At 74.5% G+C, this 13,676-nt stretch carries 14 protein-coding genes; 5 read left to right on the top strand and 9 right to left on the bottom strand.

The features are described 5' to 3' along the window. Positions 1 to 38 precede the first annotated feature (38 nt). The gene (locus tag ACQ9ZG_RS30990; protein ID WP_109914254.1) at positions 39 to 560 is read left to right on the top strand and encodes a hypothetical protein; all 522 of its coding nucleotides are present in this window, start codon (positions 39 to 41) and stop codon (positions 558 to 560) included. A 194-nt stretch (positions 561 to 754) separates the two neighbouring features. Here ACQ9ZG_RS30990 and ACQ9ZG_RS30985 read toward each other — a convergent pair whose 3' ends face one another. The 4 genes from ACQ9ZG_RS30985 to ACQ9ZG_RS30970 all read right to left on the bottom strand — a co-directional run bounded on the left by ACQ9ZG_RS30985 (position 755) and on the right by ACQ9ZG_RS30970 (position 4,672). Beyond that, positions 755 to 1,975: a sensor histidine kinase gene (locus tag ACQ9ZG_RS30985; protein WP_028419241.1), complete on the bottom strand. Its 1,221-nt coding sequence runs from the start codon at positions 1,973 to 1,975 to the stop codon at positions 755 to 757. After that, on the bottom strand, positions 1,972 to 3,474 hold the full coding sequence (locus ACQ9ZG_RS30980) for a sodium/solute symporter (RefSeq protein WP_018487405.1): 1,503 nt from the start codon (positions 3,472 to 3,474) through the stop codon (positions 1,972 to 1,974). Before ACQ9ZG_RS30980 ends, ACQ9ZG_RS30985 begins: the two co-directional genes overlap by 4 nt. Continuing rightward, positions 3,471 to 3,833 (bottom strand): hypothetical protein, encoded by a 363-nt coding sequence (locus ACQ9ZG_RS30975; protein ID WP_050451651.1) that lies wholly within the window; start codon positions 3,831 to 3,833, stop codon positions 3,471 to 3,473. Before ACQ9ZG_RS30975 ends, ACQ9ZG_RS30980 begins: the two co-directional genes overlap by 4 nt. A gap of 86 nt (positions 3,834 to 3,919) precedes the next feature. After that, the gene (locus ACQ9ZG_RS30970) at positions 3,920 to 4,672 is read right to left on the bottom strand and encodes a LytR/AlgR family response regulator transcription factor (RefSeq protein WP_018487403.1); all 753 of its coding nucleotides are present in this window, start codon (positions 4,670 to 4,672) and stop codon (positions 3,920 to 3,922) included. A gap of 71 nt (positions 4,673 to 4,743) precedes the next feature. Here ACQ9ZG_RS30970 and ACQ9ZG_RS30965 point away from each other — a divergent pair, with 71 nt between their 5' ends. Then, positions 4,744 to 5,385 (top strand): zf-HC2 domain-containing protein, encoded by a 642-nt coding sequence (locus tag ACQ9ZG_RS30965; protein ID WP_386698799.1) that lies wholly within the window; start codon positions 4,744 to 4,746, stop codon positions 5,383 to 5,385. Positions 5,386 to 5,482: 97 nt separating this feature from the next. Here ACQ9ZG_RS30965 and ACQ9ZG_RS30960 read toward each other — a convergent pair whose 3' ends face one another. From ACQ9ZG_RS30960 to ACQ9ZG_RS30945, 4 genes are all read right to left on the bottom strand, one after another. After that, positions 5,483 to 6,343: an Fpg/Nei family DNA glycosylase gene (locus ACQ9ZG_RS30960; protein ID WP_109914329.1), complete on the bottom strand. Its 861-nt coding sequence runs from the start codon at positions 6,341 to 6,343 to the stop codon at positions 5,483 to 5,485. Between the two features lie 36 nt (positions 6,344 to 6,379). Further along, positions 6,380 to 7,759, bottom strand: a complete 1,380-nt coding sequence (locus ACQ9ZG_RS30955) for a wax ester/triacylglycerol synthase family O-acyltransferase (protein WP_499281454.1) — start codon at positions 7,757 to 7,759, stop codon at positions 6,380 to 6,382. A 133-nt stretch (positions 7,760 to 7,892) separates the two neighbouring features. Beyond that, the gene (locus tag ACQ9ZG_RS30950; protein WP_028419237.1) at positions 7,893 to 9,959 is read right to left on the bottom strand and encodes a SpoIIE family protein phosphatase; all 2,067 of its coding nucleotides are present in this window, start codon (positions 9,957 to 9,959) and stop codon (positions 7,893 to 7,895) included. 98 nt (positions 9,960 to 10,057) lie between these two features. Next, positions 10,058 to 11,233 (bottom strand): DUF6777 domain-containing protein, encoded by a 1,176-nt coding sequence (locus ACQ9ZG_RS30945; RefSeq protein WP_499281453.1) that lies wholly within the window; start codon positions 11,231 to 11,233, stop codon positions 10,058 to 10,060. 192 nt (positions 11,234 to 11,425) lie between these two features. Here ACQ9ZG_RS30945 and ACQ9ZG_RS30940 point away from each other — a divergent pair, with 192 nt between their 5' ends. The 3 genes from ACQ9ZG_RS30940 (at position 11,426) to ACQ9ZG_RS30930 (ending at position 13,142) form a co-directional block, all read left to right on the top strand. Continuing rightward, on the top strand, positions 11,426 to 12,262 hold the full coding sequence (locus ACQ9ZG_RS30940; RefSeq protein ID WP_109917585.1) for a YndJ family protein: 837 nt from the start codon (positions 11,426 to 11,428) through the stop codon (positions 12,260 to 12,262). Then, complete coding sequence (locus ACQ9ZG_RS30935; RefSeq protein ID WP_028419234.1) at positions 12,259 to 12,771, top strand: DUF1990 domain-containing protein; 513 nt, start codon at positions 12,259 to 12,261, stop codon at positions 12,769 to 12,771. Before ACQ9ZG_RS30940 ends, ACQ9ZG_RS30935 begins: the two co-directional genes overlap by 4 nt. Positions 12,772 to 12,959: 188 nt before the next feature. Further along, positions 12,960 to 13,142 (top strand): hypothetical protein, encoded by a 183-nt coding sequence (locus tag ACQ9ZG_RS30930; protein WP_109917465.1) that lies wholly within the window; start codon positions 12,960 to 12,962, stop codon positions 13,140 to 13,142. Between the two features lie 20 nt (positions 13,143 to 13,162). Here ACQ9ZG_RS30930 and ACQ9ZG_RS30925 read toward each other — a convergent pair whose 3' ends face one another. After that, positions 13,163 to 13,339 (bottom strand): hypothetical protein, encoded by a 177-nt coding sequence (locus ACQ9ZG_RS30925; RefSeq protein ID WP_015612873.1) that lies wholly within the window; start codon positions 13,337 to 13,339, stop codon positions 13,163 to 13,165. Positions 13,340 to 13,676 lie beyond the last annotated feature (337 nt).

Below are 13,676 nucleotides of genomic sequence, written 5' to 3'. Positions count from 1 at the left end.
TAAAGCCCGGTAACGAACAAGGAAAGAGGCGAGACGGGATGCGTCCCGAGGATACGGATGGGGCCGGAGGGGACGGGCTGCCGGTGCCGATGGCCTGGCTGTGCACGGAGTACATCGCGGACGAGCTGTTACGCACCGGCGATCTGATGGAACCGACGACGCTGGAGTTCCGGGCCGGGCGCGACGCGCTCGCGCTCACGATATTCCTCTCCGGCCTCCTGGGGAACGCCCCGCTCCCCGGTGTGCTGTCCGAGGCGCGCGTCGACGAGCTGCGACTGCTCACGGCGTACGGGACCACCTGGCGGAGCTGGATCTGCGAGCGCCTCGCGGAGTCGGAGCGGGCGGCCGGACCGGGCGACCCGGACCTGACGCTGGCGCGGGCGGCCTGGCGGTGGCTGGAGGGGACCGAGCTGCTCGCCGCCGACCTCGACGCGATCGTGACCGCGCCCCGGGAGGCGGTCGCCGGACGCGGGCACGACAGCGAGGGGGAGGTCCAGGTCTGGACCCCGGCGTGGCAGCTGGGTCTGCCGCTGGGGCACTTGGCCGTCCATCTGTGCTGAGGAGGCCGGGCACGGGCCGGGACCGGGGTCGGGCGGGGCGCGGCGGCCGGGGGCGGCCCGGGGCAGGGCACCGAGCGCGGGACCAGAACTGAGGGCACAGGACCCAGTGCTCAGGGCTCAGGGCAAAGGCCCCACGGCCCAGGGCTCAGGCCCCACGGCTCGGGGCTCAGGGCTCAGGGCTCAGGGCTCAGGGCTCATGAACCGTGCACGCCCGCGCGGTACTTGGGCAGCCGGAGGGTGATCTTCATGCCCGCGCCGACCCCGGTCTCGATGACGAGCCCGTACCCGTCCCCGTACACCTGGCGGAGCCGCTCGTCCACGTTGAGCAGGCCGATGCCGGTGGAGGGGGTGGTGGCCTCGCCGCGCAGGACGCGGCGCAGCCGTTCGGGGTCCATGCCGCCGCCGTTGTCCTCGATCACCACCTCGGCCTCCGATCCGGCGTCGAGCGCGCTGATGGTGATCCGGAACGGGGTGTCCGCGGAGTGCTCGCGGGCCGGGGTGACGGCGCCCTCCAGACCGTGTTTCACCGCGTTCTCCACCAGGGGCTGGAGGCAGAGGAAGGGCAGGGCGACGGGCAGCACCTCGGGGGCGACCTGGAGGGTGACCGAGAGGCGCTTGCCGAAGCGGGCCCGGACGAGCGCCAAGTACTGGTCGATGGAGTGGAGTTCGTCGGCCAGGGTGGTGAACTCGCCGTGCCGCCGGAAGGAGTATCGGGTGAAGTCGGCGAACTCCAGGAGCAGTTCGCGGGCCTGCTCGGGGTCGGTGCGGACGAACGAGGCGATGGCGGCCAGGGAGTTGAAGATGAAGTGCGGGGAGATCTGGGCCCGCAGCGCCTTGATCTCGGCCTCGATCAGCTGCGTACGGGAGCGGTCCAGCTCGGCCAGCTCCAACTGGACGCAGACCCACCGCGCGACCTCCCCCGCCGCACGGGCCAGCACCGCGGACTCGCGCGGGGCGTAGGCGACGAGTGCGCCCAGGACCCGGTTCTCGACGGTGAGGGGCACGGCGACCGCCCAGCGCAGCGGGCAGTCGAGGTCGGCGCAGCCGCTGTCGAAGGCGGTGCCGCGCCCGCCCTCCAGCAGCTCCCCGACATGGTCCAGCACGTCCTTGCCGTGGTGGTGTCCGGCGCCGTCCCAGACCAGGACGCGTTCCCGGTCGGTGAGGCAGAGGGCGTCGGTGCCGAGCAGGGAGCGCAGCCGCCGGGCCGAGCGCCGGGCGCTCTCCTCGGTGAGCCCGGCCCGGAGCGGGGGCGCGGCGAGGGAGGCGGTGTGCAGGGTCTCGAAGGTGGCGTGTTCCACGGGGGTGCCGACATCGCTGGGGCGGAGCGGCCGGGCGGTCCGGCGGCCCAGCAGGAACCCGGTACCGAGCAGCAGCGCCACCAGGACGGTCAGGACGGCGATCCCGGCCCCGGTCATCGTTCCCTCCCGGGGGCCCGTGCCGAGGTGAGGGCCTCGGGGAGGTGGAAGCGGGTCATGGCCGCGTTGGTGCCGGGCGGTATCCGCCCCGGCGTGGCGAGCGAGACGAGGATCATCGCGAGGAACCCCACGGGGACGGACCAGACGGCGGGCCAGGCCAGCAGCGCGTGCGGCCAGCCGGGCGGGGTCACGGCCCCGCTCACGGTGATGGCGACGGCGAGGAGGGCCGAGCCGCCGCCGAGCAGGAGCCCCGCCACCGCGCCCGGCGGGGTGAGGCGGCGCCACCAGATGCCGAGGACGAGCAGCGGGCAGAAGGAGGAGGCCGAGACGGCGAACGCCATGCCCACCGCGTCGGCCACCGGCACCCGGCTGACCAGCAGCGATCCGGCCAGCGGCACGGCGATGGCGAGGACGGTGGCAAGCCGGAAGGAGCGCACCCCGCGCGAGGGCAGCACGTCCTGGGTGATGACCCCGGCGACCGCCATGGTGAGCCCGGAGGCGGTGGAGAGGAACGCGGCGAACGCCCCGCCCGCGATCAGCGCGCCCAGCAGATCGCCGCCGAGCCCGCCGATGACCCGGGCGGGCAGGAGCAGCACGGCCGCGTCCGCGTCCCCGCCGTGCCGCAGCTCAGGGGCGTACAGCCGACCGAGCGCCCCGTAGATGGGCGGCAGCAGGTAGAAGAGGCCGACCAGGGCGAGGACGGCGACGGTGGTGCGGCGGGCGTCGCGGCCGTTGGGGCTGGTGTAGAAGCGGACGACGACGTGCGGCAGCCCCATGGTGCCGAGGAAGGTCGCCACGATCAGTCCGTACGTGGCGTAGAGCGGGTGGTCGGCACGGAAGACGGCGAACTGGTCGTCGAAGCTCACCCGGGGGCGGCCGTCGCCCTGCCAGGCGAGGACCAGGAAGAGGGCGGGGACCAGCAGCGCGGTGAGTTTCAGCCAGTACTGGAAGACCTGGACGAAGGTGATGGAGCGCATCCCGCCCGCCGCCACGGCGGCCGCCACCACGGTCGCGACGAGCACGTCGCCGAGCCAGCCGGGCGCCCCGGTGAGGATCTTCAGCGTCAGCCCGGCGCCCTGGAGCTGCGGGACGAGGTAGAGCCATCCGGCCCCCACCACGAGAATGCTCACCACGCGCCGGACATGGAGCGATTCGAGCCGTCCCTCGGCGAAGTCCGGCAGGGTGTACGCCCCCGAGCGGCGCAGCGGCGCGGCGACGAAGACCAGCAGCACGAGATAGCCGGCGGTGTAGCCGACCGGGTACCAGAGCATGTCCGGGCCGTGCAGCAGGACCAGCCCCGCAACCCCGAGGAAGGAGGCGGCGGAGAGGTACTCCCCGCTGATCGCGGCCGCGTTGAGGCGGGGCCGCACGGTCCGGGAGGCCACGTAGAAGTCGGAGGTCGTACGGGAGATGCGCAGGCCGAAGCCGCCGACGAGGACGGTGGCGAGGACGACGAGGGCGACCGCCACCCAGGACGCCGTGTGGTCGGGGGTGCTCACGGTGCGGGGCGGCCCTCCACCAGCCGGGCGAAGTCGCGTTCGTTCCGCTCGGCCCGGCGCACGTACCACCAGGCGGCCAGGGTGAGCGGCGGGTAGGTGGCGAAGCCGAGCAGCGCCCACACGAGGGCGGAGCTGTTCAGTGCGGCGAAGAGGAGCGGCAGGGTGCCCGCGACGAGGGCCAGCACGGCGAAGACGGTGAGCCCGGCCCTGAGCTGGCTGCGCATCAGCGAGCGGACGTAGGCGCCACCGAGCGCGGTCTGCTCCTCGATCTCCGACTGGGTGCGGTAGCGGGGCAGCGGCCGCACCCGGCGGGGCTCTCCCGTGACGACTTCGCGCCGGGGTGCGGTCTCCTGTGACATGGGCCCGGAGTCTAGGCGGCGGTGGGCGGCGGTGGGAAGGTTTCGCCGAAGGGGCCGCAGGTCACGGGGTGGGTCCGGGGCTCGGGTCAGCGGCCGCTCTGGCGCATCAGCAGATCGCGCAGGGCCCGGGTGTGGCGGCGGCTGACGGCCAGCTCGGCCTCCCCGATACGGACGCTCATGCTCCCCGCGTCGAGCCGCAGCTCGTCGATGCGGCCCAGCGCCACCAGGTGGCGGCGGTGGATCCGGACGAAGCCGCGTGAACGCCAGCGCTCCTCCAGTGTGGTGAGCGGGATGCGGACGAGGTGGCTGCCGTTCGCGGTGTGCAGCCGGGCGTAGTCGCCCTGCGCCTCGGCGTACGCGATCTCGTCGATCGGGACGAAGCGGATGACCCCGCCCAGCTCGACCGGGATCTGGTCGGCGGAGGTGTCGTTGACCGGTGCCGACCGGTCCCCGACCTGTTCCGCGACCCGGCGCACGGCCTCCGCGAGCCGTTCGCGGCGGACCGGTTTGAGGACGTAGTCGACGGCCTTGAGGTCGAAGGCGTGGACGGCGAAGCCCTCGTGGGCGGTGACGAAGACGATGAGCGGGGGCGCGGCGAATCCGGCGAGGAGCTGGGCGACGTCCAGGCCGGTGAGGCCCGCCATGTGGATGTCCAGGAAGACGACGTCGATGGCGGAGGGGTCGTCGGGGCCGGCGTCCACGGCGCCGCCGATGCGGCGCAGCGCCTCGGTCGCCCCGGTGGCACCTTCGGCGCTGCGGACCCGGGGGTCGGCGCGCAGGAGGTAGAGCAGCTCCTCCAGGGCGGGTGGTTCGTCGTCGACGGCGAGTACGCGCAGCATGAGCCCGGAGTTTAGGGGCTCCGGGGCCTCCTGGCTTGAGTGAATCCCGGCTTGTTCCCGTACCGCAGTACATGCAGACGACCGAGCCCCACATCCGGGTGGGGGCCTATGCGCTGGGCGTGCTCGGGAGGGCCGACGCCTTCCGGTTCGAGGAGCACCTGGAGGAGTGCGGCCCGTGCCGGGCCAGGACGCGTGAGCTGGCTCCGGTGACGGCCCGGCTGGCGGTGGCCGGTCCGGTGGTCCGGCCCTCGCCCGGCCTCGCGGACCGGCTGGTCGCGGCGGTGGCGGCCCGGCGGCGACGGGCGGGCCGCCGGCGGGCCGCGCTGGTGGCCGCGGCGGTGGTGCTGGCGGTGGCGGGCCCGTTGGCGGTGGCGGCCGGATCCTCGGGCGGTCCGGCCGAGGGGGCGGTGGTGGAGCGGTGGGTGGGGGCGGATCCGGGGTCGGGGGCGGCCGCGGTGGTGACGGCGACGCGACGCGAGTGGGGTACGGCGGTGGCACTGGAGGCGGTGGGGGTGGAGGCGGACGGGGTCTGCGCGCTGGTCGCGGTGGGCCGGGACGGCAGCGAGGAGACGGTGAGCAGCTGGTCGGCCGGGGGTGCCGGGGCCGGGGGTCCTGTGGAGGTGGCGGGCGGGGCGGCGCTGCGCCCGGAGGGCATCGACCGCTTCGAGGTGCGGACGGCGGAGGGGCGGCGGCTGGTGACGGTGGTGCGGTGAGGGCCGGAGCCCGTACGGAGGGAGAGCCCGGGCCTCACCCCAGGAAGCCGGGGGCCCGCTTCAGGAACCAGGGGCCCTGCTTCAGGAACCCGGGGTCTCACTTCAGGAACTTGGACGTCCGCCGGTCGGCCAGGGGTTTGCCGCCGGTCTGGCAGGTGGGGCAGTACTGGAGCGAGGAGTCGCTGAAGGAGACCTCCAGGATGGTGTCGCCGCAGACGGGGCAGGCCTCCCCGGTGCGGCCGTGGACCCGCATTGCGCTCTTCTTCTCGGACTTGAGCTTTCCGGCCTCCACCCCGCCGGTGCGGGCCACGGCGTCCGTCAGGGTCGCGCGCATCGCGGAGTACAGGCGGGTGATCTCGTCCTCGTCCAGGTCGGCGGTCCGTTTGAACGGGGACATCTTCGCCACGTGCAGGATCTCGTCGCTGTAGGCGTTCCCGATGCCCGCGATGAGCCCCTGGTCGCGCAGTGCCCCTTTGATCTGGCGGCGCGCACCGGCGAGGACGGCGGCGAACGCGTCCCGGTCGAAGGCGTCGGCCAGCGGGTCGGGGCCGAGGCGGGCGATGCCCGGAACGTCCACGGGGTCGCGGACGAGGTGGACGGAGAGGCTCTTCCTGGTGCCCATCTCGGTGAGGTCGAAGCCGTCGCCGTCCGCGGTGACCAGGCGCAGGGCGAGCGGGCTCTTGCCGGGGCGCGGCGGGGCGGCGGGGAAGGAGTCCTTCCAACGGAGCCAGCCCGCGCGGGCCAGGTGGGTGCAGAGGTGCAGCCCGCCCGCCTCGATGTCGAGGAACTTGCCGTGGCGGGCCACCGAGGTGACGGTGGTGCCTTCGAGAGCGGTCGGCGGCGGGTCGTACGTCTTCAGGACGCTGATCGCGAGCGGGAGGACGCGGGCGATCTCCTTGCCGACGAGGTGGGCGTCGAGAAAGACCCGCAGGGCTTCGACTTCGGGCAGTTCGGGCATGGTTCCAGCCTGCCGCAGGCGGCGTACGGCTGCCTGTCAGGTGACCGGCTCGGGCACCCGGGCACCCGGCCGGAGGCCCCCCGTCACCAGAGCCTCCAGCTCCGCGAACTCCTCCGCCACCGCCTCGGCCAGCCGGTCCAGGTCCGGCAGCGCCTTGCCGTCCGCCACCAGGCCCACATGGACCCGGCCGCCGTACGTCGAGAGGGCGACGGCCAGCGACTGGCCCCGGGCCAGCGGGGCCATCGGGTAGAGGGCGCTGAGCGGGCAGCCGCCGAGCGAGAGCGCGGAGCGGGGCAGCGGGACGCTGGTGACGAGCAGGTCGAAGAGCATCCGGGCGGCGTTGGCGGCCAGGGGCGCGCCGAACCGGTGGGCCAGGGGGTGGAGTTGGTCCGCCAGTACGGCGACGGCACCGGCCCCCTTCAGCGGTCCGGCCGCCTTGTTGCGGTCCATCGCGGCGCGGACGGCCCAGAGCCGCTCGCGGGGGTCGGCCGCGCCGACGGGGAGGTCCAGCAGATACGCCGAGAGCCGGTTCCCGGTGATAGCGACACCCGGCCTGCGCCGGGAGACCGGGACCAGGGCGCGCGGGTCGGCGCCGGGGAGGGTCTCGCCGCGCCCGGCCATCCAGCGGCGCAGGGCCCCGGCGACCACGGCGAGCAGGATGTCGTTGGCGGTGCCGCCCTCCGCGCGGCGGATGCGCTGGAGGGCGGTGGCGTCCAGGTCGGCGGTGGCCAGGCGCCGGGTGCCGCTGGAGGGGGCGGTGAGGGCGGTGGGGCGCAGGTCGAGGCGGCCCGCGCGGACGACGGAGGCGCCGACGCCCAGGGCGCGGCCGACCTCACCGATCCGGCCGAGCGCCAGACCGGCCAGCGCGCGGGGGTCGGGGAGCCGGGAGCGGGGCGGGACCGCGGGGCCGCGCGGGGTGGGCCGGGCCGTGGCGGCGGCGACCTGGTCGAAGATCCCGGCGCCGATGGCGACCGCCCGCATCCCGTCGGCCAGCGCGTGGTGGAGCTTGACCAGGACGGCGAAGGGACCGCCGTCGCCGCCGCCGATCAGATACAGCTGCCAGGGCGGCAGCCCGCGCTCCAGCGGCTGTTCCATCAGCTCCCCGGCCAGCCGGGTGGCCCCGGTCATGAAGTCGCCGTCCGGCACCGCCACGCGGCGTACGTGCCGGTGGACGTCGAAGTCCTTGTCGACGGTCCAGGCGGCGCCGCCGACCGGCAGCAGGACGTCCCGTACGCACATGCGCAGCCGGGGGACGGCGGCGGCCCGGGTGCGGAGCAGCTCCAGGACGTGGTCCGGGGTGGCGCCCGGGCCGGGCGGCGGGGCGAAGACGGCGAGGGCGCCCAGGTGCATGGGGTGGGCGTCGGATTCGAGGTGCCAGAAGGCCAGGTCGAGCGGGGCCAGGAGTTCGGTACCCAACAGGGGCCTCATGTCGTCGGGGGCGGAGCGGCCGTACCTCCGCAGTCAATCGTTCGAGGTCGGTTACGGTCAAGCACAGACATGTTACGTACTGTTACGGAACCGGTCCCCCGTGCATCCCGGCCGTCCGGGCTCACGACCGGTCGGGGATCAGGAACTCGCACCAGACGCACTTGCCGCTCCCCCGGGATTCCACGCCCCAGACGTCGGCCAGCCGGTCGACGAGCATCAGCCCTCGCCCGGAGACCCCGTCGGAGCCCGCGTCCCGGCGCCGGGGCAGGGCGCTGGAGCGGTCCTCCACGTCGACGCGGAGCCGGCGCTCGGAGCCGGCCATCACCCGGATCGTGACCACGGCCCCGCCGTCGGTGTGCATGAGGGCGTTGGTGATCAGCTCGTCGGCGGCCAGTTCGATCTCGTCGGCCCGCTCCTTCGCCCCCCAGGCGCGTACCGCGGCCCGGATCATCTGCCGGGCCGAGCTGAGCGCCTCGGGGTCGTTCTGGGCGACGTGCTGGCGGAGCCTGCCGCCGGGCTGCGGGGCCTGGGCGGCCCGGCGGCGGAGCAGCAGGAGCGCCACGTCGTCCTGGCCACCGCGCACGTCGACGGCGTCGCAGAGGTCGTCGGCCAGTCTCTGGAGGTCGTGGGGGCCGTTGGAGACGAGCGTGGTCAGCAGTTGCATGCCCTCGTCGAGGTCGGAGCCGGGCAGCTCGACCAGACCGTCGGTGAAGAGGATCATCGTCTGGCCGGGGTCGAGCTCGGCCGTGGAGACCGGGTACTCCAGCCGCCCGAACTCCGCCGAGAGCCCCAGCGGCAGCCCGCCCTCGGCCGGCATCCGGCGGCAGCTCCCGTCCACGTCCCGTACCAGCGGGTCGACATGGCCCGCGCGGACCACCTGGACGACCCCGGTGGTCAGGTCGACCTCGGCGTAGGTGCAGGTGGCGAAGCGGTCGGTGTCCAGCTCGTGGAGGAAGACGGAGGCGCGGGCCATGACGGTGGCGGGGCTGTGCCCCTCGGCCGCGTAGGCCCGCAGCACGATGCGGAGCTGCCCCATCACGGCGGCGGCGTGGGTGTCGTGCCCCTGGACGTCCCCGATGACGGCGCCGACCCGGCCGCCGGGCAGCGGGATGAGGTCGTACCAGTCGCCGCCGATGTCCCGGCCGAGCCGGGCCGAGCGGTAGCGCACGGCGACCTGCGCGCCGGGGACGGAGGGGATCCGGCGCGGCAGCATCGCCTGCTGGAGCCCCTCGGCGAGGTCGTGCTCCTGCTCGTAGAGCATCGCGCGCTGGAGGGACTGGGCGATCGAGGTGCCGAGCGCCATGAGGAGGTTGCGCTCGTCGGGGGTGAAGCCGGCCTTGTCCCGGTAGAGCAGTCCGAGCGCGCCGATCGGGCGGGCCTGGGCGATCAGCGGCATATAGGCGGCTGAGGTGATGCCCAGGTGGCTGATGTTGGGCCAGAGGATCGGGTAGGAGGTGGCGAAGTCCTCGGCGGACTCGATGAAGCGCGGGGTGAGGGAGCGGACCACCTCGCTCATCGGGTACTGCTCGTCCACCCGGGTGAACCGGGTGCCGGGGACGTAGGCACCCTCGGGCCCGTCGGCCACCAGGTGGATGCGCCCGGACTCCAGCAGCCCCATGACCAGGCTGGTGGCTCCCAGGTGGGCGAGGCCCTGGGAGTTCTTGAGGACGGCGATGACGTCCTTGACCGTACGGGCGTGGGCCAGGGCCGCGGTGGTGCCCTCGACCAGGCTGGTGCGGTGGCGGCGCTCCTCGTCCAGCTCGCGCCGGGCGTTGGAGTCGGCCAGTTCCTGGGTGGCGTCGCGGACGATGCCGATGATCCGGTGGGGCCGGCCGTTCTCGTCGCGGCGGACGAAGCCCTGCGTGTGGGTCCAGCGCAGGGTGCCGTCCCGGCGCTGGATGCGGAAGTAGGCGCCGTAGGTGGTCCGGCCGCTCTTGAGCGCCTGCGAGACCATGCCGTCGAGCCGCTGGGCCTCGTCGGTCGGCACGCGGTGGGCGAGGGAGGCGGGCCGGTTGTCGTACTCCTCGGCGGTCAGGTCGAGCACGTCGAGGGCGGCCCGGTCCATGTGCATGAGGCCGGTGTCCAGATCCCAGTCGAAGCTGCCCATTCGGTTCAGGGCGAGGCTGAGGTCCGGGTGGGCGGGCCAGTCGTCCGGGAGTGACAGGGCACCCGCTACCCGATCATCCATGGAGGCCACTCTGCCACCATTTGTCCGATTCTTCGAGCGATCCGTACGCCGTCCGGAGCAGACACCGGAGAGCCCGGCGACGACTCCGGGGCGCCCGGTCAGCCGGCGAAGGGCTCGGGGGCACCGGCGTCCGCGTACATCGGCTCGTCCGGCCCGCCGAAGTCGTCGGGCTCCCCCGTCCCGTCCGGGTCGCCGGGGAGGACCTGGGTCGGCTCCGGCACCACGCCGGGCTCCTCCTCCCACCCCCACGGCCCGTCGCTCGGCGCCTCGTCGAAGTCGTCCGGCGTCTCGGTGCCGGGGTCGGGTTCGGGCTCCAGCGGCGGCGGGCAGCCCGGGGGCGGTTCGGCGGGACCGCCGGTGGCCGAGGGGTCCGGGCAGGTGGTCCCCTCGGGCCGGGCGGGGGCCGACGGGGTGCCCGGCGGCGGTACGGGGTCGGAGGGACGGGCGGGCGAGGGGAAGAGCAGGTCCTCGCTCGGCTCGAAGGGCGGCGGATGGGCCGGGGCCCGGTCGCGCTCGCCGTCATCTCCGGCGGCCCGCTCGATCCAGGTGTTGTCGTCGGCGTCCACGATGACCAGGGCGGTGAGCGGCTGTACGCCGGGGTCGATCGCCAGGATCCGGGCGGGGTCGTAGCCGGGCCAGCGCTCGCCCCGGTGAGTGGCCCCGCCCTTCGCCGCCACCGGCCGGTCCAGCGGATTGCCGCAGGTGCAGCGGACCCGGGGCAGGCCCCGGCTGTCGACCAGGACGGCGGTGCCCGCCTGGAGCACGGCCTGGAAGGCGGTGGTGGCGCCTGCGCTGAAGCCGTGGTTGGTGACCTGGGCGTCGGCGCGCAGGACCACCGGGGTGAGCGAGCGCAGATAGCCCGGGATCTGCACGGCCTCGACCCCCGCCACCTCGGCGAAGGCGCGCGCCCGGTCCTGGTCGGCGGTGAGCAGCCGTGCCTGCTGCTCGACGTCGCAGGCGGCCTCGGAACGGACGCCGCCGTAGAGCCCGGGGAGAGCGCCCGAGACCCGATGGGCCGTCCGGGTGGCGGCCCCGTCGCCCTCCTGCGGCGAACGCGTGACCGTGGGCGAGGGTGCCGGCCGTGCCGTCGACTCCGTGAACGGCCCGGGGCCAGGCTCGCCGAGCGGCTGGAGGAGGACGTCCTCGGCCTCCGCCGTGCCCGTGGTGCCCTTCGTGGTGCGGTCGACGGCACTCTCGCAGCCGACGACGGCGAGCAGGACCCCGGCGGACAGCGCGACGAGCGCGCCGCGCCGGAAACGTCTGGGTGAGCGCACGGGGCTCTCCTGCCTGTCCATGGCGAACGGTCCGATCCGGTGGACCCGAAGGTCCGTCACCATCTGTGCCGCACCGGACCGCGGCCCGCAAGCGGACAGCGGCAGCCGGGACGAGACCCGTCTTGAACGCGTTCAAGAGAACCTCTAGGCTCACTCCAGAAGTTGAACGCGTTCAACACTGGGGGTGGGGTCATGACCGTGCTGGTCAACGTGATCGTGATGGTGGGCATGCTCCTGGTGGTCCCGGCCGGGCTGCGGCTGACCGGACTGGCGGAGCTGGACCGGATCCGCCGGCTCTGGCCCCTCTTCGCCGCGCCCGGCACGGTGGCCCTCTGGCTGCCACGCGGTCCCACCGCCACCGCACTGGCCCTGTGCTACGCACTCGGCACCGTGCTCCTCGCCCTGCACGCCCCTCGCCGCGCCCTCCGGGGCCGGGACCGCTCCCCCGCCGGGATCGCCCTGCTCACCGCGCTCGTCACCCCGGCCGTCGCCGCGCTCGCCCTGGTCGCGGAGCGATGGGGCCACGAGCTGTTCGGCTTCGGGCTGGAGATCCTCGCGCTGACCGTGCCGCACTTCCACTTCGCCGGATTCGCCGCCGCCCTGGTCGCCGGGCTGGTCTGCCGGGTCGACGACGGGCCCGCGGGCCGGTTCGCCGCCCTGAGCGTGCCGCTGGGCACCCTGCTCGTCCTCGTCGGCTACTTCATCGGGGACTGGGCGGAGCTGGCCGGCGCCGCGGTCCTGACGGCCGGGATGTGGACCGTCGGCCTGCTCACCTGGCGGCTGGGGCAGGCGGCGGGACGGGACCGGACGACCCGGCTGCTGCTGTTCGCCTCGGCCGCCGTCCTGGTGGCGACCATGCTGCTCGCCCTGAGCTGGGCGGTCGGCGAGGCCACCGGACTGCCCCACCCGACCCTGGCCTGGATGGCCGCCACCCATGGCCTGGGCAACGCGCTGGGCTACGCCCTCTGCTCGCTCCTGGCCTGGCACCGCATCCGCACCCTCCACCCTTCGGAAAGCAGGACCGCATGAGCACCCTCACCTACCCCGAGACCGGCGCCACCCGCCTCGGCCCGCTCCCCCGGGGCTACCACCACCTGCACCACCGCACCCGCGTCGGCCGGGGCGCGGACGACTTCGCGGCGGCGGGGGCCGCGGTCACCGAGTGGCGGGTCCACAGGGCCTCGGGGGTCCGGATCGACGCCTCGGCCGCACGCGCGGAGCCCGGGGCCTCCGTCCGGGTGTCGCTCGGCGTGGGACCGATACGGGCCACCGCCCCGTGCGAGGTCGTCTGGACGGCGTACGGGGAGGAGGGCCGCACCGGGTTCGCCTACGGCACCCTCACCGGCCACCCGGAGCAGGGCGAGGAGTGCTTCGTGGTGGAGCTGGCGGACGACGGCACCGTCTGGTTCACGGTCATGGCCTTCTCCCGACCCGCCGCCTGGTACACCCGGCTCGCCGGACCGCTCGTACCGCCCGTCCAGCACTGGTACGCGCGGCGGCTGGGGCGGACGCTGCGCGGGCTCGTCGCGGCGGGCTGAACGCCGGCGCCGGGCCGGTACCGGCGGGGACGCGGTGGTCCACCGCCGACGGCTCCCGGCCCAGCGGGCCGGTCCTCCGGCGGACGCCGGCCCCGATACGCCCGGTCGCCCTCCTCGTCGCCGCCCCGGGCGCCGTACCTGTCGATCGTCCAGGTGGGGCAGGTCTGCTACGGATTCGGCCGGAAGTCATGGTCGAGGTCACTGCCGACCGGGTCCCGGGCGAGAACACCGACCGGCCGGGGTACGGCTCGCGCGGCCGGGCGGCGTACGGCGGCCGGCGGGACCGCACCTGCGTCGGGGAATGGTTGCGGCCCGCCTCCCGGCCGCTCCCGCCGGAGCGGGAGGACCGGGAGACGGGCCGTGGGACGTGATCCGTGCCCGGGCGGGCGGGTCAGTCGATGCCGGGCAGGATGTGGGGCTCGGCCAGGTCGTCCTCGTAACCGGCCAGCCGGATCGGCGCGGACCGGGCCCACACCTCGATGTTCCGGAGCTTCTCGGGCCGGGCCGTCCGCTCCCCGTACCGTTCGGCGGGTCGCTTCTCGCGCATCGTCAGTTCTGGTGTCGTCACCGCGCACTCCTCTGTGTCGCGTCACCCAGGGGGTCGCCGACGCTCCGGCTGCGACACCGGAGATCGACCGCCCTGTGGTGGGGCAGGGGCTGGGGATATGTCGGTCGCGGTGGCGCCGTGTCGGGGCGGGACGGCGGTCGGGTTGCAGACCTGTCCCGGGACGGTCGGGGAGTTTTCGTGGGCTCCTCGATGGCGTCCGTTCGCCTCAGAGTAACCAAATGAGCGGCTTCACGCTCGATAGAACGTGTGGAGTGGGTCACTTTCGGCCACTTCGAAACGCGCAGACCCGGCCCAGGGCGGATCCTGGGCCGGGTCTGCGGCCGTCACGCGGAAGGTG

It is taken from the genome of Streptomyces araujoniae, from assembly GCF_050871195.1.
In the GTDB taxonomy this organism is placed as follows: Bacteria; Actinomycetota; Actinomycetes; order Streptomycetales; family Streptomycetaceae; genus Streptomyces; species Streptomyces bacillaris.
This window is presented reverse-complemented; position numbering and strand designations above follow the sequence as displayed.

Bases quoted from the DNA above. Each gene is read 5' to 3' on its own strand.
- ACQ9ZG_RS30990 (WP_109914254.1), top strand. From the start codon at position 39: ATGCGTCCCGAGGATACGGATGGGGCCGGAGGGGACGGGCTGCCGGTG.
- ACQ9ZG_RS30985 (WP_028419241.1), bottom strand. From the start codon at position 1,975: ATGACCGGGGCCGGGATCGCCGTCCTGACCGTCCTGGTGGCGCTGCTG.
- ACQ9ZG_RS30975 (WP_050451651.1), bottom strand. From the start codon at position 3,833: ATGTCACAGGAGACCGCACCCCGGCGCGAAGTCGTCACGGGAGAGCCC.
- ACQ9ZG_RS30970 (WP_018487403.1), bottom strand. From the start codon at position 4,672: ATGCTGCGCGTACTCGCCGTCGACGACGAACCACCCGCCCTGGAGGAG.
- ACQ9ZG_RS30965 (WP_386698799.1), top strand. From the start codon at position 4,744: ATGCAGACGACCGAGCCCCACATCCGGGTGGGGGCCTATGCGCTGGGC.
- ACQ9ZG_RS30960 (WP_109914329.1), bottom strand. From the start codon at position 6,343: ATGCCCGAACTGCCCGAAGTCGAAGCCCTGCGGGTCTTTCTCGACGCC.
- ACQ9ZG_RS30950 (WP_028419237.1), bottom strand. From the start codon at position 9,959: ATGGATGATCGGGTAGCGGGTGCCCTGTCACTCCCGGACGACTGGCCC.
- ACQ9ZG_RS30940 (WP_109917585.1), top strand. From the start codon at position 11,426: ATGACCGTGCTGGTCAACGTGATCGTGATGGTGGGCATGCTCCTGGTG.
- ACQ9ZG_RS30935 (WP_028419234.1), top strand. From the start codon at position 12,259: ATGAGCACCCTCACCTACCCCGAGACCGGCGCCACCCGCCTCGGCCCG.
- ACQ9ZG_RS30930 (WP_109917465.1), top strand. From the start codon at position 12,960: ATGGTCGAGGTCACTGCCGACCGGGTCCCGGGCGAGAACACCGACCGG.